The following is a 23100-nucleotide window of genomic DNA, read 5'->3' on the forward strand; positions in this document are numbered from 1 at the left end:
CCCTCAAAAAACGGAATAAAGATAGTCGAACATCTCGAGGAATTTATGCGATTTACCTTTCCCGGCGCGGCCATTGTGGCCGCCTTTATTTTATCTGCTTGCCAAGCCACCACCCCTACCCACACGACTGAAGCGCCCATTGCCTCCAGCCAGGAAGATAAATGCTATCAAGAATTCGCCGCGCTAAAAGAGCTGGATCCGCTTGCCTACGAAAAATACCGACAGCAAATGCAAACTATTGACGAGAATTTTGGCGTCTACAAATCCAATGAAGCATTGATTGATGAAAACGCCTCTGAAGTCATGCTGACCGAAGTCAATAAGATGCTATCTCTGGTTTGTGTTCGGATTAATAACGCTGTCTACTCCAACATGCTGGATCGCGTTCAAAGCCTGAACAAGCTATGAGAAAGTACATGAACGCAGCACTTTGCTGCAGTTTGCTGCTGTTTTACGAGGCATCCCATTCGGTTGGCACTGGTCTTCTGGACCGCTTGGCCCACGAAAAGATCATTGGCGATGGCCTTGCCCGCCCGCAAGGGGACGAGCACTCGGCACGAGCCAACGCCATCCCCGTCACACCGAACACCACAAACCAGGCCGAGCACCATGCCTTACTCAGAAACGAGCTGCATCAGGCCAACACACAACTGATCGCCTTACAACAACGCTTGTCAGATAGCGAAAACCTGAACAGCCAACTGCAACAACAGTTGCTGCAACTACACGCAGAGCCAGACGGCTCCATGATCTTGGCCCCCATTGCTCTCGATCAGGAACAGAACCTGGCGCGCATCAAGGATTTAAGTCAGCGCCTGGAACAAGAGCTGAACCAGAAACATGCTCTGGAATCAGAGCTGGAGAATTTGCAAAAAACTCGTGGCCACGACCTGCCCAATGGCCTGTCACAAGACAGCAGGCAGGCTGCGATTGAAATAGCCTCTCTCAAGAAAGACATTGACGACTTGAAAGCAGCAAAGCAAGACTTGCAGCACCGGCTGGTCGCACAAGCACTGACCTCAAACCAGGCCGAACCCACTGGCGTGCCCAGGCGCATGATTGTAAATAATGCGGCATCAGCCGATGTTCGTCTTAGCTACGCCATCGGTACCTGGTATGCCGACAGTGCGCCACACGAGACACAGAAACTGGCCTCTATCGGCAAGAAGCTAGATTTACAAGCCTTCTCCCAAGGTTTTAGCGACAAGATAGACCAGCGCCTGCAATTGTCCTCCAGCATCATTTCCGTAGAACTGGCCAATGTCGACAAACTATTGGAACAGGCCATGCTGTCCAAGAACGAGAAACAGGCCCAATCGGTTCTGGCTGCAGCGGCGGCAGAAAAGGGGGCAGTCAAAATGCAGGATGGCACGGTTTACAAGATCTTGAACAAAGGCAAAGCACCCATGGTGACCGCCAGCAGCGACATCTTGTTTGAGCTGGACGAAGAGCTGGGAACAGGGGAAATACTGGCCGCCAGAGAAAGCAAAACCAGCCTGACTAAAGATTTGCCCCCCTTATTTCAAAGCATCGTCAAACAGCTAGGTATTGGCGGCTCTGCAAGAGTCCATATCCCCATCACCGAGGCTCATGCAAGCACCGGAGTGCCGCCCGGTTCGGTATCAATTACCACTATCAGGATCATCGGTGTGAAATAAGAAAAATGCCGATACTCGTATAAAAATCGAGTATCGGCATCTTGACTGGTTTAAGTCCCAAGCTACGGTGGCGGATTCATGCCTTCAAACGAAAAAAGAACTTCTACCATGATCGCTTACTTGGCGGTATACCCGCCATCGGCCACCATGCACGCCCCCGTCATGAAACTGGCCCCGTCCGAGAGCAGGAAAGCAATCGCGTGGGCAATTTCATCGGCATGACCCAAACGGCCAATCGGATGTTGGTCCACGAGTGCTGCACGGGCGGCATCATCTAAACCCGACAGAATCGGCGTATCCACATAACCGGGGTGGATGGTGTTGATGCGTACACCTTTGGAGGAATACTCCAGCGCAGCAGAGCGACTCAAGCCAATCACCCCGTGTTTGGCGGCGTTGTAGCCGGGCAAAGTGGGGTTGGCCACCAGCCCCATGATGGACGACATATTGACGATAGCGCCCCCGCCGGCAGCCAAAATGGCGGGGATCTGATAGCGCAGACCATAGGCCACGCCGTTCAGGTTGATGTCGATCAGGCGACGCCAGCCGTCCAGATCCATCTCGCCAGCCGGGCCGGAATCCCCGGCCACACCGGCGTTATTGACGGCAAAGTGCAAAGCACCGAAATGTTCAATAGCGCCATCAACAGCGGCTTTCAACTGATCGGGCTGAGTCACGTCGGCCACGTTCGCCACCGCCTTGCCACCGGCCTGCTCAATTTCCTTGACCACGGCCTGGACCGCGTCGGCCTGTACATCAGACACCACAACCGACAGACCATTGGCCGCCAGCAGGCGGGCCGTTGCGGCACCGATACCCGAAGCGGCGCCCGTCACCAGAACAGAATGGCCGGAAAATGAGTACTTCATACTGACAACTCCTTCAAAAATTCACTGGAACCCAGTCTCAAGACTTGCGCTGACGAGTCCTGGATGCAGCACCCGTGCTGGCAGGCTTGGTGGCCGCCACCTTGCCTTGCCCGGATGCTGGCAAGGCAGGTGCTGACTTGACGGCTGGCTTTGTTGCCGTGCTGACCGGATCGGACTTGGCGTCTGCACTGACGGCCTTGGCAGGCACGCTGGCAGCAGGCTTGCTTGTGGTCTGTTCCGCAGGAAACAAAGACCCAGAAGCAGACGACGTAGCGGCGGGCTTAGTCGCTGAACCTGTCGCAGGCCGTGCTACTGAGCTCGTCGTTGCAGACGTAGAGGCTGGCGATTTGCTTGTCGCCGGAGCCGCCGAACTTGCAGCGCCCGATACTGGAGTCCCGGCAGCGCTAGTTGCTTTACCCGTTTCCTTGCTGGGTTCTACCGATTTGGCCTGAGGTTTAGCCACGGCATTACTCTTTACTTTTGTAGCGGCACCGACTTTGGTCTCCCCTACGGAGCGAGAGACAGGCTTGTCAGCAGCGGGCTTGGCCGCCGCGTGAGCCGGAATGCCTGCCGTGGTTTGGGCAAGCGGTTTTGTTGCTGGCTTGACGGCTGCTTTCACTGGCGCTGTTGCAGCTGTTTTAGCGCTCGTACCTGTTGACGATGTGCCCGTCGATTTCGCAGCCGTTTTCCTTACTGGCTGGGCCGTCCTTGGCTTGGCGGACGCAGGAGCAGCCGACTTCCTGGTCACTGCTGGCGTCGTTTTAGCAGCGGCTTTCGTTGCGACCTTGCTGGCCGTTTCGGCAACGGGTTTGTCGTCCGCACTGCTCGACCTCCCACCCTGCTCTTGTTGTTTAGCCGCTGCCTCGAACAAGCCCAACACTTCTTCAGAGGCCTTGACCACCGCCTCGGGGGCGGCATCCTGCTCGTCAATCGCACTGATCAGTTTCTTGATCAGGGACGCTACCAGACGGATTTCCTCTGGCTTATGTTTGCTCAACAGATGCGGAATCGCTTCTACGGCCTTATGACCGTGGTGCGCCAGCACCAAGGCTTGCTCGCGAATCGCTGCGCGCATTTTTTCAATATCAACGTGGCCCGTATCGTACTGCTCGCGCAAGCGCATGGCGGCATGGTGATAACGCTCATCAACGCTGTGACGCTGTTTGGCAATATGGAACAAACCGCGCAGTGCCGCTTCCAGCAAACCGCCCTCGTTCAACAAACCGTCCAGCCTGTGCATTTGCTGACGCACAAATGCCAGATGCTCAGGCGAGCTGCCAGGATGCGGGCGTGCCGGAGCAGAATCACCCGGCGCATGCCCTGCCAAGGCCATCAGCAAAGGCGAACCATACACCGTGTCAAACCAGATCTGATAAATGCTGTCGCGACGGTCGCGGTAATTATTCAAGATCCGTTCCATGGCTTGGGAGAAATTCTCTTGCGCCTCCAGAAACAGATTGTCTTTGTCGACAGTCTGACGCTGCTGGCTAATGTTCTCGGCCCATTGATGAATCGTAGCGGCCCAAGGATGGGTGCTGGTCCAGGATTCGTAGGACAGGCGCATGGGATGCAAGGTTTCCAGCAGTGCAGCGGTATAAGGCGTGGTCAAGGCTTTGACCCACGGCTGTAAAGTGCTCTTGTAGAAAGCCAAATTGATTTCCGACAAGCGTGCAGCCGCAGCAAAGCGACGGTCTGACTCAGGGTCAGGTTGCACAATCTCGGCAATTTCAGCCAGATTGCTTTGACGCACCGACATCAGATACGGGTCGTTCAGCAAGGTGTCGTCGTCAGGTGTTTCCTCGACGGTGGCCCGATAAATACCAGCAGGCAGTAGATCAATTTGATCAATGGTGCTGGCAAACTTACGGTGCTCTTTGCTGCCTACACTGCCCGACACAAAAATACCTAAATGCCCGATACGATCATGGGTCGTAAATACAATGGTCTGGTCGTGACTGCGTACATCATCGTCGTCCAGATACAGGTCGGTAATCCAACCCAGGGCCTGTGCTGGTGGCGTGATGTTATCGCCAAAGGAGCTGAACACCACAATCGGTGAACGGATATTACGCAGATCAATACGGATGCCATCTGAAGTCAGTAACTGAGCCGTAGACAGCTTGTTGCCGATGAACAGATTGTCCACGATGTACTGCATTTCCACATCGTTCAGAAATACATAACCGCCCCAGTACTTCTCGAAGCCGATATAGCGTTCGGCCTCAGTGTCTGCCTTGGCGTACACGTTGTACTGCTTGGTCCACAAGGTATTGGCAGGGTCCAGGTTCTCGAAGTTCTTAACCAGCCACGCGCCATCAAAACGGCCATTGCCCAGATCGCTGGTCATGGCGGTCAACCAGCTCCCCCCCAGCAAGCCTCCGGCATAACGCATGGGGTTGCGACCGGCCCAGTAGGACAGGGGCGCGCCGGCCAGAATCAGCGGGCCAAACAGCTCCGGCCAGACAGCAGCAGCCATCATGACCTGCCAGCCTGCCTGACAATTGCCGATCACTACCGGCTTGCCCTGACTTTCCGGATGCAGTTCAGCCGCTTTGCTGACAAAGGCGGCATGAGCACGCATCACGTCCTCGACCGTCTGGCCGGGAACAGGGTCAGGTAAAAAACCGACGAAATAGCAAGGGTGCCCGGCTTGCAGCGCAGCACCGATTTCACTGTCGGACTTAAAGCCACCGATGCCCGGCCCATGCCCGGCCCGGGGGTCTACCACCAGGAAAGGACGTTTGCTGGGATCGGTAGGCTGATCATCCGGTGCCAGAATGCGCACCATCAGATAGTTAACGGGTCGGGGAAGAGTCAGACCCGACATGACCAGTTCAGCCGGGAAGTTCAACACATTGGGCACGTCAAGCTTGCGTTGGGTCTGGTACTGATCCCCGACCTGACGCTCGATGTCGGCATACAGAATGGTGCGCTGCCAGGCATCCACAAAGTACGAGGAGACGGTCTGACCCAGGTTCCAGGGATTCATCATCCAGGAGGACCAAGCCGTGCTGTCATCACGAGACTTATCTGTCATCATCTTCTCCCTTCAATCAGCTATCTGTTCAAGCGGCCTCAATAGCAATCGCTACGCCTTGACCACCGCCAATGCACAAGGTGGCCAGACCTTTCTGGGCACCACGGCGACGCATTTCATGAACCAGTGTCACCAGCACACGCGCGCCGGAGGCACCAATGGGGTGACCCAAAGCAATGGCACCGCCATTGACGTTGACCTTGTTCATATCCCACTGCAAGTCTTTGGCCACCGCCAGCGATTGAGCGGCAAAGGCTTCATTGGCTTCGATCAGGTCCAACTGATCCAGCTCCCAGCCCACCTTCTTCAAGACCTTGCGACTGGCCGACACAGGACCAATGCCCATGATGGCCGGGTCCACGCCAGTGCTGGCCCAACCACGAATCCAGGCCAGAACAGGCAGGCCCAATTCCTTGGCTTTTTCTGCGCTGGCCAGCAACAGCACGGCAGCACCATCGTTAATAGTGGATGCATTGCCTGCCGTCACCGTACCCTCTTTTTTGAAGGCGGGACGCAACTTGGCCAGGGACTCCAAGGTGGTTTGTGCACGAGGTTGCTCGTCAGCCTCGACACGAACGGGATCGCCTTTGCGCTGAGGAACCTCGATCGGGGTGATCTCGTCCTTGAAGCGTCCGGCTTCCATAGCGGCGACAGCTTTACGCTGGGATTCCACGGCAAACGCATCTTGCTGCTCACGGCTGATGCCGTAACGCTCGGCCAGATTCTCTGCGGTAATGCCCATGTGGTAATTGTGGAAGGCATCGGTCAGGCCATCACGCAGCAAGGTATCGTCCATCATGGCATGGCCCAGACCCAAGCCGGTACGCGCCTTGTGTACGACAAATGGGGCCAGGCTCATGCTCTCCTGGCCGCCTGCCAGCACCAGATCCGCATCACCCAGGGCGATGGCCTGCGCCGCCAGATTCACCGCTTTCAAGCCTGAACCGCACAGCTTGTTCAGAGACATCGAGGGGACTTCATACGGCAGGCCGGCGTTGACCGCTGCCTGACGGGCCGGATTCTGCCCTGCACCGGCGGTCAGAATCTGGCCCAATATGACTTCATCAATCTGCTCGGCTGCCACGCCTGTGCTCTGGAGCACAGCACGAATCAGTTGTGCGCTTAAATCATGAGCGGGCACCGTCGACAGCCCCCCTTGAAAGCGGCCGATGGGGCTGCGAGTTGCAGCAACAATCGCGATATCTTTGTGCATATCCATTCCTTTCGTAAGTCGCAGGCCCGACAAGCGGGCCCATCCAGGCTGCAGCCGAACAGGGTCGGGCTTAGTACATATGCTGGCCGCCATTCATGGCGACATTACTACCTGTCATAAATCCGGCTGCCTCGCTGGCAATAAAAGCCACCAAAGCGGCTATTTCCTCGGGCTGGCCCAAACGGCCCACCGGGATGCCCGCGATAATGCTGTTACGCACTTCCTCGGGCACCGCCATGACCATCTTTGTGGCCAGATAACCGGGAGAGACGGTATTGACCGTGACGCCCTTACGCGCCACTTCCTGAGCCAGCGCTTTGGTAAAACCGTGCATCCCTGCCTTGGCGGCCGAGTAGTTGGTTTGACCGAACTGCCCCTTGCTACCGTTAATGGAAGAGATATTGATCACCCGGCCCCAAGCACGCTCCAGCATGCCGTCGATAAAAGGCTTGGTCACGTTAAATACCGAGTCCAGATTGACACGCAGCACATCGTCCCACTTGTCTTTGCTGAGCTTGCGGAACGTACCGTCGCGTGTAATACCGGCGTTATTGATCAGGATGTCGACCTGCAGGCCATCCTTCTCAATGGCTTGCGCCATTTGCTGGCACGACTCGAAATCGGCCACGTCAACGTGATAGCCCTGAAATACATACCCTGCATCGGCCTGCTCTTTTAACCAGACCTGGGCATCGGCCTCACTACGTGAATGAGTCACCAGAACATGGTGGCCCGCATCATGCAGGGCACGGGCGATCTCTTGGCCCAGACCACCCATCCCTCCTGTCACCAACGCTGTGCGTTTAACCGTAGACATACCGCTTATGCTCCCTTTTTAGTGTCTGAGGCGCTGGCAGCCGTTGCCCAAGGTGCGCCCCACTGCTTGAAAATATCCATCACAGGCACCGCCGCGCTGGTATCGCTGACGATCGCCATCACCGACTTCTGCCACGCTTCCAGCGCTTGCTGCAAGCCGGACGTAAATTCAGTCTGGTTCTCGATCGCAAGCTGATTGATGGTCTGGCTGTCATTGACACCGTGCTGGAACAAACGCCAGAAGGTGTCGGCGGGCAAGGCGGCCAAGGACTGCCAATTGCCGGTTTGCAGCAAGCTCTCGATTTCAGCGGTGGTCTGCTCCATGCTGCGCAAATTGCTCTTCTGTACAGATTCCAGCCAGCGATGTCCTCCTTCCTGCAGCAGGCGAGTGATACGCAGTTGCAACTCAACATTGGCCTTGTACAGATCCAAGGGAAGTGTTTCCATGCTCATCGAAATCTCCTTAAAGGAAAAAAGTGCCCCGTAATGGGGCCCAGCCCATCAAGCCATCTGAGAGATGGTGTTACGAAAACGCCGCAGCGACAGAACAAACAAGGCCGTTCCGATCACCAGCAGGGCTAAAAAGGGTTGCCACACGGTTTCAAGGCCGGCGCCACGAAACAAAATGGCTTGTCCCAGAGACACAAAATGCGTGGTGGGGGCCAGTTGCATCAGGTTTTGAACAATTTCAGGCATGCTTTCACGGGGAGTCCGTCCGCCCGAGAGCAAGTTCATAGGCAGCAAGGTCAGCATCAGGAGCAAGCCAAACTGCGGCATGCTGCGCGACAAAGTGGCCAGATAGATGCCCATGGAGGTCATGGCGAACAAGCACAGCACAGTGCCGCACAAGAACAAAGGGATGGAGCCTTCAATCGGTACGCCCAGCAAGCCACGCACCACGAAGTTCAGGGACGCAGCGGTCGCAATCAGCACCACCAGCCCCATGGCCGTTACCTTGGACGCCATGATCTCGCCCGGTGTGACGGGCATCACCAGCAAGTGTTCAATGGTGCCGTGTTCGCGCTCACGAATCAGGGCAGCGCCAGTCAGAATGATGGACAGCATGGCGACCGAGTTGATGACCTCGGCAATACTGCCGAACCAGGCTTTTTCCAAGGTAGGGTTAAAGCGCACCCGCAAAGCCAGATCCACCGGCAGGGTGTCAACGCTGCGATATCGCCGCACGAACTCGTTGACCTCGCCCATGACCACCTGCTGGATGTAGTTATTGCCAGTAAAGGCCTGACTCATGCGGGTGGCATCAATGTTCAACTGCACCTCGGGGCTGCGTCCGGCCAGCACATCACGCTGAAAATTCGGCGGAATATTCAGCACAAAGGTAAAGGCCCCGGTATCCATGCCCGAGTCCATTTCGTCGTACTCGATCATGCGCGGGTGAATAAATTCCGGCGGATAGAAAGCCGACGTAATACGCGCGGATAAGGGGCTTTGGTCCTGATCCACAATCGCAATAGGCGCATTGTTCAAGGTTTCGGGCTGGGCCGTGGCCGAGGTGTAAATCGAGACCGAAAACACATACACGATGAGCAACAGCATCATGGGGTCGCGGGCCAGACTCCATAGTTCCTTGCGGCCCAGCAACAGCACATTCTTGAGTTTTCTCATCTCACTTCTCCTGCTTTTTCAGCAGCATGACCGCCGCACCCAGGACCACCGGAATCGCCAGCGCCAGGGCCAGCAAGGCGCCCTGCAAGTCCGAGAACGTCAGGGCCTTGTTAAATACCCCACGGCTGATGTTGAACATATGTGTCGCCGGGTAAATTTCGCCTGCCCAGCGACTGATCCCTTCCATGGAGGACACGGGATTGAGTAAACCCGATATCTGCACGGCGGGCAGCATGGTGCCGATCATGGCAAAGAACATGGCAGCGATCTGACTCTTGGTGACGGTGGATGCGACCAGGCCCATGCCGGTTGAAATCACGCAAAACATCAAGGTGGCCACGCTCAAAGTCAAAAAGCTGCCCTTGATAGGCACATCGAACACCGTGATCGCCAACAGACACATGCACAAAAAATTGACCATCGCCAGGCCGATATAGGGAATCTGCTTGCCCAGCAAGAACTCCACTCGCGTCACCGGCGTGACGTACAGATTGATGATGGAACCCAGCTCCTTTTCGCGCACCACAGACAGCGCGGTCAGCATGGCGGGCAACATCAGCAAGAGCACCGGGATCACGGCCGGCACCATGGCGGGCAAGCTCTTGACGTCCGGGTTGTAGCGATAACGGTCCTGAATACTGGCGGGAACCACCAAGGCCCCTGCCCCCAGGCGTTCCTTGGCTTGTGTCACCAGCCATTGCTGGTGCATGGCTTTCACATACCCCTGGATGGTCTCGGCCCGGGTAGGCATGGAACCATCTACCCAGGCGGCAATTTCAGGCTTGCTGCCACGTAAAACATCACGCCCAAAACCGGGCGGGATTTCAATGGCCAGCGCAATCTTGCCACGCCGCATGCGGTCATCCAGATCCTGATAGTCCGTTAACGGGGGCTGCTCCAGAAAGTAGCGTGACCCGGACAGGTTCAAGGCATAGTTCTGGCTGATACTGGTTTGGTCACGGTCCAAGACGGCATAGCGCAAATCCTCTACATCCAGCGTAATACCAAAACCCATCACAAACAACAAAATCAAAGAACCCGCCAAGGCCAAGGTGGCACGCACCGGGTCACGACGCAGTTCCAGGGCTTCACGCCAGGTATAGCTCAACAGACGTTGCAGACTGAAGTGATCGCGCTTGTCGCTATGTTCCTGGGCTACGGTGACTTGCTCGGTAGCTGGCTCTACGTCAGCTTCCGGTCCACTGGCCTCCAACAAATAGCCGATAAACGCTTCCTCCAGACTCGCTGCGTCCCGTTTTTTCACCAGATTGGCAGGGGTGTCACTATCGAGCACCTTACCGGCGTGCATCATGGACATGCGGTCACACCGCTCGGCCTCGTTCATGAAGTGAGTCGAGATAAAAATCGTGACCTTGTCGCGACGCGACAGCTCAATCAACAAACGCCAGAAATTGTCGCGCGCGACCGGGTCCACCCCAGAGGTCGGTTCATCCAGAATCAGCAGTTCCGGCTTGTGCACCATGGCCACGGCCAAAGACAAACGCTGGCGCATACCCAAAGGAATTGCATCGGGCAGGCGGTCCAGAATCTGCCCCAGCTCGAAGCGCTCCACCATTTCGGCCACACGGCCATCCACCTCATCCTCGGGAACGTGGAACAACTGGGCGTGCAGCACCAGGTTTTGTCGAACCGTCAGCTCGCTGTACAGAGAGAAAGCCTGCGACATGTAACCCACACGACGACGGGTATCAATGTCCTTGGGGTTCACCTCGTGGCCGAACAGCCAGGCCTGACCTTCGGATGCAGGCAGCAAGCCGGTCAGCATCTTCATGGTGGTGGACTTGCCGCAACCATTCGATCCCAGAAAGCCAAAAATCTCGCCGCGTCGAATCCGAAAAGACACATTGTCCACGGCGGTAAAGTCGCCAAACCGAATCGTCAGCCCCTCGGCTTCAATGGCAATATCGTCTGCGTCCACATCCAGCGGCGGGATTTCTACTGCTTTGTGTCCTTGGCGCTTGTCCTCGGGCAAGAGGCGGATAAAAGCCTGTTCCAGGCTTTGGCTTTCCGTGCGTTCCAGCAACTCTTTGGGTGAACCCGTTGCCAGAATCTGGCCATCATCCATGGCGACCAGCCAGTCAAACCGCTGGGCCTCGTCCATATAGGCCGTGGCCACAATCACGCTCATGCTGGGGCGCTCGATGCGAATACGCTCGATCAAATCCCAGAACTGCTTGCGGGCCAGCGGGTCCACACCAGTGGTAGGCTCGTCCAGCAGCAGGAAATCCGGGTCGTGAATCAAGGCGCAGCACAGACCCAGCTTTTGCTTCATACCGCCCGAAAGCTTGCCTGCAGGCCGGGTAAGAAAAGGATGTAGTCCGGTACTGCGCGTCAAATCGTCAATACGACGGCGCCGCTCGGCCGCATCGTGCCCAAACAAACGGCCAAAGAACTGCAGGTTTTCTTCCACTGACAAAGTGGGATACAAATTCTTGCCCAGACCTTGAGGCATGTAGGCAATGCGCGGGCAAATCTGGTCGCGATGACTTTTTTCCGCCATATCACCCCCCAGCACCTCAATATGGCCTTCCTGAATCACGCGGGCACCGGCCAGCAGGGACAGCAAGCTGGACTTGCCCACACCGTCAGGGCCAATCAGTCCGACCATGCAAGCAGCAGGAACATCCAGGCTTAACCGATCCAGTGCGAGCGTGTCACCATAACGCTGGCTGAGCCCAACAACGCGAGCAACAGTCGCCGCTTGCTGCTTGAGCATGGTTTACTCCGTCAAGGTAGAAGTCAGCGACTCAGGCCAGTTGGCATTAGGATCCAGCTTCACCCAGGCCACACCAGGCAAGCCGGTTTTAACTTGCTCCAGGTGCTTTTTCAGCAACTCGGGGGCAATCTGAGCCTTGACGCGGAACATCAATTTTTGACGCTCCGAGGCTGTTTCTACACTTTTTGGGGTGAATTGGGCCGAACTGGCCACAAAGGACACGGTAGCGGGAACCGGAATATCAGGGATGGCATCGAGCACGAGACGGACCTCTGTACCCAGAGCCACCCTGCCGGCCACTTCGCTGGGCAAGAAGAAAGTCATGTACACATCAGACAGGTCCAGCACGTTCAACACACGGCCACCGGCACCCAATACTTCACCGGGTTGAGCAACGCGAATTTGCACTCGTCCATCTCGGGGGCTGACCAGCTTGCTGTCACGCAAGTCGGCTTCAATACGGGCAACAGCCGCAGTGGCAGCTTCCACCGCCGACTGCGCACCAATCAACTGAGCTTTAGCGGCGTTAATGGCGGCTTGCGCTGCATTGGCCTGGGCCTTGGTGGCGGCAACCGCCGCCTGAGCACCACGCACACGCGCACGGTCATCATCCAGCTCCTGCGCGGAGGCAGCCCCTTCTTTGGCCAAGGTCGTGGAACGGGCCAGACGGCGCTGGGCCGCATCCAGCTCCGACTCACGTTGACCAATCAGGGCTTTGGCGGCGATGGCATCGCTTTCACGCAAAGCAACTTGCGCCTGAGAGGCCGCCACATTGTTTTCGGCCTGACGCAAACCAGCCACCGCTTCGTCACGAGCCGCTTCCAAACTGTCTTGCTGCATGATGGCCAGCACTTGGCCTTCCTTCACAAAGTCGCCCTCATGGGCAGCAATACTCTGGATACGTCCGGCAAACTTGGTAGAGATATCAATCTCGGTCGCTTCGATACGGCCATTACCACTGACAAAACCTTCTCCAGGGCCCGTATCGGACATTTTCTGCCATGCCCACCAGCCCAGGCCCAACACCCCGGCAACGATTAGGACGGGAACAAGATTTTTTTTCAACGAAGATGGTTTGCTCATAGCTGGCTCGAGGATGGATTCGATGGAGAGGAGTTATGGGTGTTGGTCAGGGGCTCGGCAGGGTCCAGCCCACCGCCCAAGGCGCTATACATGGCAATCTGGCTGGCCAGGAGCGCACGGCGCGTTTGCACCACTTGCTGCTCCACATCCAGCAGGTCGCGCTGTGCATCCAGCACTTCCAGATAGGCGGCTGAACCGTTGTCGTAACGCATCTGTGCCAGACGGGCGCGCTCGGTCTGAGCGCTACGGGCCACCAGTTGCACTTCCAGTTGCTGACTTAACCAACGACGCGTCGACAAAGCATCCGACACTTCACGGAAAGCGGTTTGAATCGCTTTCTCGTACTCGGCGATACGCATATCACGACGCACGTAAGAGACGTCCAGATTGGCGCTGCGACGGCCACCATCAAAGATAGGCAGGGAAATCGTGGGAGCGAACATCCAGGCTTTGCTGCCGGATTCAAACAAGCCATCGAGCTCAGCGCTGGCTGTGCCGAAATTGCCGGTCAAGGCAATGCGCGGGAAAAAAGCAGCGCGGGCTGCACCAATATTGGCGTTGGCTGCCCGCAACTTATGTTCAGCCGCAATAATGTCGGGCCGCCAGATCATCAGGTCAGAAGGCAAACCGGGAGCCAGCTCGGCCAACATGAGCGTGTCATTTAAAGGCGTCCCCGTTAGAGGCACTCCCGGATCAGCACCCAGTAGTTGTTGCAAGGCATGCAATTGCACAGCACGTTGCTGCTCCAGTTGGGCCAGCATGGACTGGGCTTGCGTCAGCAAGGTTTGGACCTGAGTCACATCCAGCTTGGACGTTGCTCCTACCTCATAACGGCGGGAGAAAATACGGTAGGACTCCTGACGCGTCTCCACACTTTTACGAGCGATCTGCACGCGCTCATCGAGCTCGCGCACCACAATATAGTTAATGGCCACTTGCGAGACCAAAGCCACATGCGCGGCTTGTCGGCCTGCCTCGGTAGCCAGCCAGCCCTGCAAGGCGGCATCTTCCAGACTACGTACACGCCCCCACAAATCCAGCTCCCAACTGGTCAAACCAACCTGGGCGCGGTAATCGCCGCCCGTCACGGCCTGGCCGCTCGGGTTCATATCGCCTGGCACACGCGAACGCGCAGTCTGACCACCCACGGTAAATTCAGGAAAGCGTTCGCTGCGCTGCAAATTCAGCATGGCGCGAGCCTCATCTACCCGTAGCACAGCCACGCGCATATCACGGTTATGGTTCAGTGCCGTCTCAATGAGCTTGCTCAGAATCGGATCTGTAAAGTATTGGCGCCAGCCCAGGTCACGCGCTCGCGCCGCATTTGCCTGCTCTGCAGACAAGTCCGAATAGGCTTGCGGAACGGGGGCGGCGGGCTGCTGGTAATCGGGTGCCATCGAGGAACAACCCGCTAAGGTCAGCAGCAAGGCAGCCAGCGCGAAATGAGGGCGACGCGCAGCACTTCGATACTTGATACTCAAATCAGAGATCTGTGGGGCCATGGGAAAACATGCCTAATGAGAAAAAGAAAACTGCCGTCCAGGCAAAACAGCACGTCAGCGATAGGTTTTGTCCCCATCGCCGACATAAAACAGCGCGAAAAGCTCAGCTCGAAAGAGAGCGTGTATGAGCTGACTGCTTACTTCACTAATACGTATTGACCGGGTGCCGGACCGACAGGTGGATAACCCTGTTTAGCTGCCCCCATTTGCGGTGGCTTCACATTCGCACCCGAACGGGTTTTCAGCCATTCAGCCCAGGCGAGCCACCAGGAGCCCTGATGGGAGGCGGCTTGGGCCTGCCAATCGTCCACCAAAATGGGCGCGGTACCTGCTGCGCGGGTATGAATCTGATATTTGCGACGCGGATGACCCGGTTCGCTGACAATTCCGGCGTTATGCCCGCCTGTGGTCAAGACAAAGGTGATCTCAGAAGGGACCAGATAATGCAGTTTATAAACAGAGCGCCAGGGTGCTACGTGATCGGAAACCGTACCGACGCAAAAAATAGGCAAATTAACTTGCGACAATGAAACAATACGGCCTTGAACCGGATAACGGTTTTGACTTAAATCATTATTTAAATACATGCGGCGCAAATACTGCGAGTGCATGGTGGCTGGCATACGCGTGGCATCTGCATTCCAGGCCATCAAGTCACTCAAGGGGAGACGTTCACCCAATAAATACTTACTCACCATGGGCGCCCACAGTAGATCAGCGGAACGCAGCATTTGAAAAGCAACTTCCATCTGATTGGCGCGTAAGTACCCTTCATCAGCCATCTGGGCTTCCAGCAGGCTGACCTGGCTCTCGTCAATAAACAGGGACAAATCGCCAGGCTCGGAAAAGTCGGTTTGGGCGGCAAAAAAAGTCAGGGAGGCAAGCCTGTCATCACCATCGCGTGCCATGGCAGCGGCCGCAATGGCCAGCAAGGTGCCGCCCAGGCAATAGCCGGTCGCGTGGATTTTCTGGCCGGGAACAATGGCGTTGACCGCATCCAGGCTAGCCTTCCAGCCCAGGCGAATGTAGTCGTCCATCCCGAACGCATGATCTTGGGCAACGGGGTTTTTCCAGGATAAGCAAAACACGGTATGACCTTGATCCACCAGATATTTGATCAGGGAGTTGTGCTCGGACAGATCCAGAATGTAGTACTTCATGATCCAGGCCGGCACGATCAGAACCGGCTCTGGATGAACCTGTTTGGTCGTTGGCGCGTACTGGATCAGTTCAACCAGTTCATTACGCAATACAACCTTGCCCGGAGTGGCCGCCACATCCTTGCCAACCACGAAGTCTTGCGCACCTACAGGAGGCTCACCGGCGAACTGGGCTTGCATATCCTGCTGCCAGTTTGTCAGACCACGGCTAAAGTTATCTCCATGCTCTGCAAGGGTTTTGTCCCACACCTGCGGGTTCGTCCAGGCAAAGTTGCTGGGGCTGAGCATGTTCAACCATTGCTCGACACCAAAGGCAATTAGTTTTTGATGATGGGGCTCAACACCGGCCACACCTTCCGTGGCGCTTTGCCACCATTGCTGTTGCGCCTGATAGGTTTGTCGCAGCAAATTAAAAGGCCAGCGGTCCCAGGCAGGATCAGAAAAACGGCGGTCTGTGTAGGCTGGCGTGGGGGCTGGTTGAGCAGTTTGCAAGGACTGTTGGGCCGATGCAGCCAGCTCTTGGCTCCATTCGCGGAACAACTGTTCCCACTGTTTTTGGGCCAACTGCCGTAACTGCTCTTGTTTGCCGGGGCTAAGGGCCAGATGACGTATCCAGTCCATCCAGGCAAGAAATTGTGATTCGGGGGAGATGGAACTCCAGATACGAGCCCAGGCGGCTCGTGCGGATGCGTCTAACTGTTCAGCCTGATCATGGGACTGCCTGCTAACCATTGCCACTCCGCAAAAAGTACACAAAAAACAGATACGACTGCTTAGTCTTTTTAATAATACACCAGTTTACATCTAAACTTTTTGCATACAGGTCTTTTAACAAGAAGCTATAAAAAACCTTTGCGTTAGATCAAGTTCATGACAGATAAAAAACCGCCAACGTCAGCCCCATTTGTTGTTATACCGTGCTTGTTATGAAATAAGGAAATGAAAATCAGTAAAAAACAAATAAAACATTTTTAAAAAAGGTTTTAGAAAACAAAACGCTGCATTTCAGTTAAACCCGCGCCCCCAAAGCACAGAGCAGAACTATTATTTCTGCAACTATGTGACAAAACAAGCAAAACGTCACGTCTCATGGAACGTAGCTTGCCAGCGGTCTGAGAAAAGCAGCCTGATATACTGCAGGCCCCATATCTTGCCCATCCACACAGGATGACATGACAGACACACACCAAAATAAACTTCATAAAAACGAAAGCACAAACAAGCGACGTTACCTGCCCTCGGCCGAGCGCAAACGCGAAATCCTGAAAGCAGCTTTTGACGAATTTTCTCACCGGGGTTTTTTGGGAACCTCGCTCGAGCGCATTGCCGCCCGCGCTGGAATCTCCAAGTCCGGCATTTACGCGCACTACAACAGCAAAGATGACGTATTCGAGGACATGCTCCGCAGCACGCTGCTGCCCCCCGAAGGCAACACCTTTGAACTTTCCGATACCTGCGAGGCAGCCACCCTGTCCTGTCTCGTGGATGAGTATCTCAATCAACTCTATGAGCGCCTGTCCAATCCGGACGTGCAAGCCATGTTCAGGCTGCTAATGACCGAAAGCGGTCGTGTCCCCGATCTGGCCCAGTATTGGGGCCAACAACTCTTGGACCAGAACTACACGGCCAACCAGGCTTTTTTTCAGTTGGGTATCCAACGAGGGCTTATCCGCCCCGATGTCAGCTCCTCAGACTACCTCCAGGCGGCCTCCCCTTCCCTGATGTGGTTAATGGTTTTGCTGGTTTTAGGCCCGCAACACTCGCCTGTACCCTTTGAAGAAGTCCGCCTCCTGCACAAACGCTTATTAATAGAGCGCCTGCAACCCGTGTCTGCCTGAGCACGCCCCCTTGAAATCAGGCAATCAAGCTCAATGGCATTGGCAAGCAGGCTTGATTGGCATGCAAGGCCTCTTATGTTGTAGGCCATAAGCCTCATCAAGCCTGACGTATAAGCGCAGCCGAGCTGCGCGCTACACTTGTGGCCACCAATTATTCCCTTGAACCGCAACTACTCGTACAATTGTCGATTGCAGTCCATTTCCAATGGGTTCCCTCACCCCATCCACCAAAAAGGTCCAGACATGACTCTGCCTACCGTGCCGTCTTCACGGCTGTCGTTCTACTTGCGACTTCTCATTGCCTTTCACATTTTTATTGTGATTGCCAGCAATTATCTGGTTCAACTTCCCATTGATTTGTTCGGCTTCCATAGCACGTGGGGAGCCTTCAGCTTTCCCTTTGTTTTTCTGGCTACCGACCTGACCGTCCGTTTGATGGGCAAGTCCGAAGCACGCCGTGTGATTACCCGCGCCATGTTTCCGGCCCTCATCGCCTCTTATGTCGTCTCCGTGCTCTTTCATGAAGGCCAATTCAATGGCCTGCAGGCACTGGGCGAATTCAACAGCTTTGTGTTTCGTATTGCCTTGGCCAGCTTTGCCGCCTACGTCTTAGGGCAATTGCTGGATGTACAGGTCTTTGACCGCATCCGTCGCGACTACAAACAGTGGTGGCTTGCTCCAGCCGCTGCTTCGGTCTTCGGGCAGGCACTGGATACGCTGGCCTTTTTCGGTATCGCCTTCTGGCATAGCAGCAATCCTTTCATGGCCGAACACTGGGGCGAGATTGCCATCGTCGATTACGTCATCAAGCTGGGCGTCAGCCTGCTGCTGTTTGTACCTATGTATGGCGTGCTGCTCAATTCCCTGATCAGCACCATGAAGCGCCGCGCCCTAAGCATCGCGCAGGCCAAAGCATGAAGCCGCACACTCCACACCGCCGGGCCCTGGTTTTGTTTTCAGGCGGACAGGATTCGGCTACCTGCCTGGCCTGGGCTCTGGACCGCTTTGCCTTTGTGGAAACCGTGGGCTTTGACTACGGCCAGCGCAACCATGCGGAATTGCAGTGCCGTCAGACACTAAAAGACAAACTGTGCCAACGGTTCCCGCATTGGGCAGAGCGCCTGGGGCAAGACCATGTGCTCGATGCCCATGTTCTGGCTCAGATAGGTGGCAGCGCCATGACCGAATCCATGACGATCGCCATGCAGGAAGACGGTCTGCCCAATACCTTTGTGCCCGGTCGCAATCTACTGTTCTTTACTCTGGCTGGTGCCCTGGCCTACCGCCGGGGCCTGGATACGCTGGTAGGCGGCATGTCGGAAACCGATTATTCGGGCTACCCGGATTGCCGCGACAACACATTGAAAGCGCTGCAAGTGGCATTGAGCCTGGGAATCGAGCGCCCACTGACCGTGGAAACACCATTGATGTGGCTGGACAAGGCCGACACCTGGGAATTGGCCCACCAGCTTGGCTCGGATGCTTTGGTACAACTGATTCGGGAAGACAGCCACACCTGCTACCAGAACAATCGGGAAACGCTGCATGACTGGGGATATGGCTGCGGGCAATGCCCGGCTTGTGAACTGCGGGCCAAAGGGTATGCCGACTGGCGGAGACAAGACAGAACCGCAAGGCGCTCATGAGCTAAACGGATGACTGAATGGCCACTACCACCTATACCTCAAGCCTCAACATAAAAGGTGGTGAGTAAAGCCGCTTCATGTCCCAAGCAACATGCCTAAAGATAAGCCCAGTCATGCTAATGACTGGGCTTTTTCATTGAATTACAACTGCGCCGGTTCTGTCTGCACTTGATACACCGGATAGCTTCGACACAAGGTCACGATTTTTTCACGGATCTCGTGCTTGATCGTATCCAGCGTGCCTGCCTCATAGGCATCGAGCACATCGCACAAGTAGTGTGCCAACTGCTCGCAATCGGCCACGGTAAAGCCGCGCGTGGTCACAGCGGGGGTTCCGATCCGGATACCTGAGGTCACCATGGGCGAACGCGGATCATTGGGCACCGAGTTCTTGTTCACTGTAATGTAGGCATCTGCCAAGGCATCGCTGGCCTCTTGACCGGTGTAAGGTTTGGCCGACAAGTTAATCAGCATCATGTGATTATCCGTACCGCCTGACACGATATTATGGCCGCGCTGCATCAGTACCGCTGCCATGGCGCGGGCATTACGCACCACATTTTGCTGATAAGTCCGGAACTCGGGCTGCAGAGCTTCTTTGAACGCGACCGCTTTGGCTGCAATCAAGTGCATCAAGGGGCCCCCTTGCACGCCAGGAAACACAGCCGAGTTCAGGCGTTTGTACAAATCCTCGCTCTGCCCTTTAGCCATGATCACACCACCACGTGGGCCACGCAGGGTTTTATGGGTCGTACTGGTCACCACATGCGCGTATGGCAGAGGGCTGGGGTACTCACCTGCCGCCACCAGACCCGCCACGTGGGCCATATCCACCCAGAACCAGGCACCCACCTTGTCGGCGATCTGGCGCATGCGGGCCCAGTCCTTCACACGCGAATACGCGGAAAAGCCACCAATCAGCATTTTGGGCTTGGTCTCGATAGCAATGCGCTCCATTTCGTCGTAATCGATCAGCCCGGTTTGGATATCAACTCCGTAAGGAACAATATTGTAAAGACGGCCGGAAATATTGATCGGGTTGCCGTGTGTCAGGTGCCCGCCTTGGGCCAGGTTCATTCCCATGACCGTATCGCCTGGTTTGAGCAAGGCCAGGAACACAGCGGTATTGGCTTGCGCTCCGGCATGAGGCTGTACGTTGGCGTAGTCACAATCGAAGACGGCTTTCAGGCGCTCGATTGCCAGACGTTCAGCCACGTCCACAAACTCGCAACCGGCGTAGTAACGCTTGTCCGGGTAGCCCTCGGCATATTTGTTGGTAAACACGGAGTTCTGAACCTGCATAACCAGGGGACTGGCATAGTTCTCCGAAGCAATCAGTTCTACGTGATCTTCCTGGCGGCTTTCTTCGCCTTGGATGGCCTGGGCCAATTCCTTGTCAAAATCGGACAGGCTGAGAGTGTTGTCGTACATCGCTTTTCCTTAAAAAAATTCTATCCACGTTGCGGCCACTTGCCTGGCCACTTTGCAAAGCAGGCCCACGCCCTAACCGTGCGTGCGCTCGAACTCACGCATGAACGCTCCCAGCGCCTGTACCGCGTCCAAGGTGACGGCGTTGTAGATGCTGGCGCGCAAGCCTCCTGTCGATTGATGGCCCTTCAAACCGTGAAAACCATTTTTCTGGGCTTCTTTCACAAACAAATCTTCCAAATTAGTTTCAGCAATATGAAATGGCACATTATTGATGGATCGATCGTCAGACCAAACGCCATTGGTATAAAAACCATTGCTTTTATCAATGACGTCATAGAGATGTTGTGCTTTTTTCTTATTTATTTCATACAACACGTCTATTCCACCTACTCGCTCAATCCACTCCAGAGTCAAACCCAAGACATACCAGGAAAATGTAGAAGGGGTATTGAGCAAGGATTGCTTTTTTGCCTGAATGGAAAAATCCAACACCTGTGGCGTACTCGCTAAAGGCTTGTCTAAAATAGCAGGATTGAGCAATACCATTGTCACACCAGCGATGCCCATATTTTTCTGGGCCGAAGCGTAAATCAAATCGTGAGCCGAGACGTCAAGCGGTTTTGACATCAAGCTGGAGCAAGCATCGCATACCAATGGAATAGATGAAACAGGTGGTTTTGAAAATTGCAAGCCCTGTGCGGTTTCATTCTCTGTGTAATGCAAGTACGCTGCATCCAGATTAATATTAGATTCATTAATTTCCGGAATACGATCAAATCCAGTTTCATAAGAACTCGCTATGATTCTTACTTCCCCATATTGCCTAGCAGCATTGGCGGCTTGTTCCGACCATAACCCTGTATGTATATAGTCTGCTGTTTTTTTTTGATGAAACAAGTTCATCGGGATTTGAGAGAACTGCAGATACGACCCCCCTTGCAGGAGCAAGACGTGATAGTCCGATGGCACAGCCAGAACACGACGTACAGCGGTGTCAGTACGATGGGCAAAATCCATGAAAGGCTGGGAACGATGACTGATTTCCATCACAGAGACCCCTGTGCCGGCAAAATCAAGCAGCTCATCTCGTACTTGCAATAGAACATCCATCGGCAAGGCGCTGGGCCCTGCGCTGAAATTAAAGGGTCGGGACATACTTGTTGAGATCCTGTACAAACCTGAACGCCGAAACAGGCCCCCCTATTTCGGCAATGACAATCAAGTCTACGAGCACAATGGTCTGACTAGTCAGACCATTAATATTCCCTGGAGCAGACCGCATGACGCGTTCGTTTGAACTGGATACCTTGAAGATGCGTCTTAACGATGACGAACTTCAATCCCTGGATCTCCATCAGCGCATCCAGCGTGCCTTGCGGGCATTGATTCTGGATGGCGCGCTGGGCCCCGGGGTCAAGCTGCCTGCTACACGCTCCCTGGCCAAGTCCCTGAGCATGGCCCGCGATACCGTTGAAAACGCCTATGTTCAGCTCCATCGCGACGGCTTTATCGTGCGTCGTGAAGGCTCGGGCAGCTATGTTTCCGAATCAGTAGGCACCGAGCTGCGTGGCAGCGCCTACCGTCGTATCAAAGCTCAAGATCTGAAACGCAGTGTGATGGAACCGGGCACCGGTTTAAGCCGTCGCGGTCGCGCCGTGTTTGAAAGCGGCGGCATTGCTGATCAACAAACTATCAAAGCCTTTGCCACCGGCTTGCCGGAAACCCGCAACTTCCCCACCGATGTCTGGGAGCGCCTGCAACGTCAGGCCATGAAAGACTATCGGGCCAACATCCTGCTGCACGGTGACCCGCAAGGCACCGAGTCCCTGCGCAAAGCCATTGCTGTGTACCTGAATCTGGAGCGTGGCGCCAAAGTCTCGGCCGACCAGATTCTGATTCTGAGCAGCACACGCCAAGCCTTATTTCTGTGTGCGCAATTACTGGTCGATGCCGGCAAGCCCATTCTGGTTGAAAACCCCGGCTACTTCGGTGCCCGTAAAGCATTTGAAGCGGCCGAGGCCCGTGTGGTGCCCATTGGCGTGGACAGACAAGGGCTGCGCACCGATTTGCTCAATGAGGACCGAAGCGGCGCGAACTGTATTTATGTGACACCCTCGCACCAGTACCCCACCGGGGCCACCATGTCACTGGAACGCCGTCTGGAACTCATCCACTGGGCGGCAGAAAATGGCCGCTGGATTATGGAAGACGACTACGACAGCGAGTTTCATTACGACGGGCTGCCCACCGCATGCGTGCAGGGTCTGGATAAATACCAGCGCACGATTTACTTAGGCACCTTCAGCAAAACCCTGTATCCGGGCCTGCGCATGGGCTATATAGCGCTGCCGCCCGAACTCCCCCTCAGTCACAATAGATGTCCGCTCGTTTTTCGTTAATATTTGAGGGAGCGATCGGAGTGAAGAAGTGCCCAGCTACAGCGCAGAATTCAAAGAACAGACAGTCAGGAAATTGATGCCGCCG

The 23100-nt window shown here is 55.4% G+C and carries 17 protein-coding genes and 1 pseudogene; 6 read left to right on the forward strand and 12 right to left on the reverse strand.

What is annotated here, in order from left to right; genetic code table 11:
* The first annotated feature begins 45 nt into the window (after nt 1-45).
* Nucleotides 46-408: a hypothetical protein gene (locus AB7E06_RS16215; RefSeq protein ID WP_427957610.1), complete on the forward strand. Its 363-nt coding sequence runs from the start codon at nt 46-48 to the stop codon at nt 406-408.
* 8 nt (nt 409-416) lie between these two features.
* Entirely contained in the window at nt 417-1658 is a 1242-nt protein-coding gene (locus AB7E06_RS16220; RefSeq protein ID WP_427957612.1) for an FKBP-type peptidyl-prolyl cis-trans isomerase N-terminal domain-containing protein, read from the forward strand.
* A 116-nt stretch (nt 1659-1774) separates the two neighbouring features.
* Here AB7E06_RS16220 and AB7E06_RS16225 read toward each other — a convergent pair whose 3' ends face one another.
* The 10 genes from AB7E06_RS16225 to AB7E06_RS16270 all read right to left on the reverse strand — a co-directional run bounded on the left by AB7E06_RS16225 (nt 1775) and on the right by AB7E06_RS16270 (nt 16433).
* Entirely contained in the window at nt 1775-2527 is a 753-nt protein-coding gene (locus AB7E06_RS16225) for an SDR family NAD(P)-dependent oxidoreductase (RefSeq protein ID WP_108727834.1), read from the reverse strand.
* Nucleotides 2528-2564: 37 nt separating this feature from the next.
* Nucleotides 2565-5564, reverse strand: coding sequence for a DUF3141 domain-containing protein (locus tag AB7E06_RS16230; protein ID WP_427957615.1), 3000 nt, complete (start codon nt 5562-5564; stop codon nt 2565-2567).
* A 28-nt stretch (nt 5565-5592) separates the two neighbouring features.
* Nucleotides 5593-6777, reverse strand: a complete 1185-nt coding sequence (locus AB7E06_RS16235) for an acetyl-CoA C-acetyltransferase (RefSeq protein WP_108727836.1) — start codon at nt 6775-6777, stop codon at nt 5593-5595.
* A 70-nt stretch (nt 6778-6847) separates the two neighbouring features.
* Complete coding sequence (phbB, locus tag AB7E06_RS16240) at nt 6848-7594, reverse strand: acetoacetyl-CoA reductase (protein WP_094197451.1); 747 nt, start codon at nt 7592-7594, stop codon at nt 6848-6850.
* A 5-nt stretch (nt 7595-7599) separates the two neighbouring features.
* On the reverse strand, nt 7600-8040 hold the full coding sequence (locus AB7E06_RS16245) for a phasin family protein (RefSeq protein WP_395029437.1): 441 nt from the start codon (nt 8038-8040) through the stop codon (nt 7600-7602).
* Between the two features lie 54 nt (nt 8041-8094).
* A complete protein-coding gene (locus tag AB7E06_RS16250; protein ID WP_094197453.1) occupies nt 8095-9219 on the reverse strand; it encodes an ABC transporter permease in 1125 nt (374 codons plus the stop codon).
* A 1-nt stretch (nt 9220) separates the two neighbouring features.
* Nucleotides 9221-11956: a ribosome-associated ATPase/putative transporter RbbA gene (gene rbbA, locus AB7E06_RS16255; RefSeq protein ID WP_264671970.1), complete on the reverse strand. Its 2736-nt coding sequence runs from the start codon at nt 11954-11956 to the stop codon at nt 9221-9223.
* A 3-nt stretch (nt 11957-11959) separates the two neighbouring features.
* Nucleotides 11960-13039, reverse strand: a complete 1080-nt coding sequence (locus AB7E06_RS16260; protein WP_230017596.1) for an HlyD family secretion protein — start codon at nt 13037-13039, stop codon at nt 11960-11962.
* A complete protein-coding gene (locus AB7E06_RS16265) occupies nt 13036-14541 on the reverse strand; it encodes an efflux transporter outer membrane subunit (protein WP_094197456.1) in 1506 nt (501 codons plus the stop codon). Before AB7E06_RS16265 ends, AB7E06_RS16260 begins: the two co-directional genes overlap by 4 nt.
* Before the next feature lie 137 nt (nt 14542-14678).
* Nucleotides 14679-16433: a PHA/PHB synthase family protein gene (locus AB7E06_RS16270; RefSeq protein WP_094197457.1), complete on the reverse strand. Its 1755-nt coding sequence runs from the start codon at nt 16431-16433 to the stop codon at nt 14679-14681.
* 440 nt (nt 16434-16873) lie between these two features.
* On the opposite strand from AB7E06_RS16270, the gene AB7E06_RS16275 reads away from it, so the two are divergent.
* The 3 genes from AB7E06_RS16275 to queC all read left to right on the forward strand — a co-directional run bounded on the left by AB7E06_RS16275 (nt 16874) and on the right by queC (nt 19185).
* Nucleotides 16874-17539 (forward strand): TetR/AcrR family transcriptional regulator, encoded by a 666-nt coding sequence (locus AB7E06_RS16275; protein WP_094197458.1) that lies wholly within the window; start codon nt 16874-16876, stop codon nt 17537-17539.
* Between the two features lie 243 nt (nt 17540-17782).
* On the forward strand, nt 17783-18457 hold the full coding sequence (locus AB7E06_RS16280; protein WP_094197459.1) for a 7-cyano-7-deazaguanine/7-aminomethyl-7-deazaguanine transporter: 675 nt from the start codon (nt 17783-17785) through the stop codon (nt 18455-18457).
* Nucleotides 18454-19185, forward strand: coding sequence for a 7-cyano-7-deazaguanine synthase QueC (gene queC, locus AB7E06_RS16285; protein ID WP_094197460.1), 732 nt, complete (start codon nt 18454-18456; stop codon nt 19183-19185). The genes AB7E06_RS16280 and queC overlap by 4 nt, the downstream gene beginning before the upstream one ends.
* A 141-nt stretch (nt 19186-19326) precedes the next feature.
* Here queC and glyA read toward each other — a convergent pair whose 3' ends face one another.
* Nucleotides 19327-20616, reverse strand: coding sequence for a serine hydroxymethyltransferase (gene glyA / locus AB7E06_RS16290; protein ID WP_108727841.1), 1290 nt, complete (start codon nt 20614-20616; stop codon nt 19327-19329).
* 72 nt (nt 20617-20688) lie between these two features.
* Nucleotides 20689-21771: a 3-phosphoserine/phosphohydroxythreonine transaminase gene (serC, locus tag AB7E06_RS16295; RefSeq protein ID WP_427957621.1), complete on the reverse strand. Its 1083-nt coding sequence runs from the start codon at nt 21769-21771 to the stop codon at nt 20689-20691.
* Between the two features lie 125 nt (nt 21772-21896).
* Between serC and AB7E06_RS16300 the strand changes: the two are divergent.
* Nucleotides 21897-22976: pseudogene (locus AB7E06_RS16300) on the forward strand (PLP-dependent aminotransferase family protein); the annotation flags it as partial.
* Nucleotides 22977-23100 lie beyond the last annotated feature (124 nt).

Source organism: Alcaligenes sp., assembly GCF_050255915.1.
Taxonomy (GTDB): Bacteria; Pseudomonadota; Gammaproteobacteria; order Burkholderiales; family Burkholderiaceae_B; genus Alcaligenes; species Alcaligenes aquatilis.

What these genes read in the sequence shown, in the direction of transcription:
- AB7E06_RS16270 (WP_094197457.1), bottom strand. Translation starts at nt 16,433, where the DNA reads ATGGTTAGCAGGCAGTCCCATGATCAGGCTGAACAGTTAGACGCATCC.
- AB7E06_RS16235 (WP_108727836.1), bottom strand. Translation starts at nt 6,777, where the DNA reads ATGCACAAAGATATCGCGATTGTTGCTGCAACTCGCAGCCCCATCGGC.
- AB7E06_RS16225 (WP_108727834.1), bottom strand. Translation starts at nt 2,527, where the DNA reads ATGAAGTACTCATTTTCCGGCCATTCTGTTCTGGTGACGGGCGCCGCT.
- AB7E06_RS16250 (WP_094197453.1), bottom strand. Translation starts at nt 9,219, where the DNA reads ATGAGAAAACTCAAGAATGTGCTGTTGCTGGGCCGCAAGGAACTATGG.
- queC (WP_094197460.1), top strand. Translation starts at nt 18,454, where the DNA reads ATGAAGCCGCACACTCCACACCGCCGGGCCCTGGTTTTGTTTTCAGGC.
- AB7E06_RS16265 (WP_094197456.1), bottom strand. Translation starts at nt 14,541, where the DNA reads ATGGCCCCACAGATCTCTGATTTGAGTATCAAGTATCGAAGTGCTGCG.
- AB7E06_RS16230 (WP_427957615.1), bottom strand. Translation starts at nt 5,564, where the DNA reads ATGACAGATAAGTCTCGTGATGACAGCACGGCTTGGTCCTCCTGGATG.
- AB7E06_RS16260 (WP_230017596.1), bottom strand. Translation starts at nt 13,039, where the DNA reads ATGAGCAAACCATCTTCGTTGAAAAAAAATCTTGTTCCCGTCCTAATC.
- AB7E06_RS16275 (WP_094197458.1), top strand. Translation starts at nt 16,874, where the DNA reads ATGACAGACACACACCAAAATAAACTTCATAAAAACGAAAGCACAAAC.
- AB7E06_RS16280 (WP_094197459.1), top strand. Translation starts at nt 17,783, where the DNA reads ATGACTCTGCCTACCGTGCCGTCTTCACGGCTGTCGTTCTACTTGCGA.
- AB7E06_RS16220 (WP_427957612.1), top strand. Translation starts at nt 417, where the DNA reads ATGAACGCAGCACTTTGCTGCAGTTTGCTGCTGTTTTACGAGGCATCC.
- AB7E06_RS16245 (WP_395029437.1), bottom strand. Translation starts at nt 8,040, where the DNA reads ATGGAAACACTTCCCTTGGATCTGTACAAGGCCAATGTTGAGTTGCAA.
- AB7E06_RS16215 (WP_427957610.1), top strand. Translation starts at nt 46, where the DNA reads ATGCGATTTACCTTTCCCGGCGCGGCCATTGTGGCCGCCTTTATTTTA.
- rbbA (WP_264671970.1), bottom strand. Translation starts at nt 11,956, where the DNA reads ATGCTCAAGCAGCAAGCGGCGACTGTTGCTCGCGTTGTTGGGCTCAGC.
- serC (WP_427957621.1), bottom strand. Translation starts at nt 21,771, where the DNA reads ATGTCCCGACCCTTTAATTTCAGCGCAGGGCCCAGCGCCTTGCCGATG.
- phbB (WP_094197451.1), bottom strand. Translation starts at nt 7,594, where the DNA reads ATGTCTACGGTTAAACGCACAGCGTTGGTGACAGGAGGGATGGGTGGT.
- glyA (WP_108727841.1), bottom strand. Translation starts at nt 20,616, where the DNA reads ATGTACGACAACACTCTCAGCCTGTCCGATTTTGACAAGGAATTGGCC.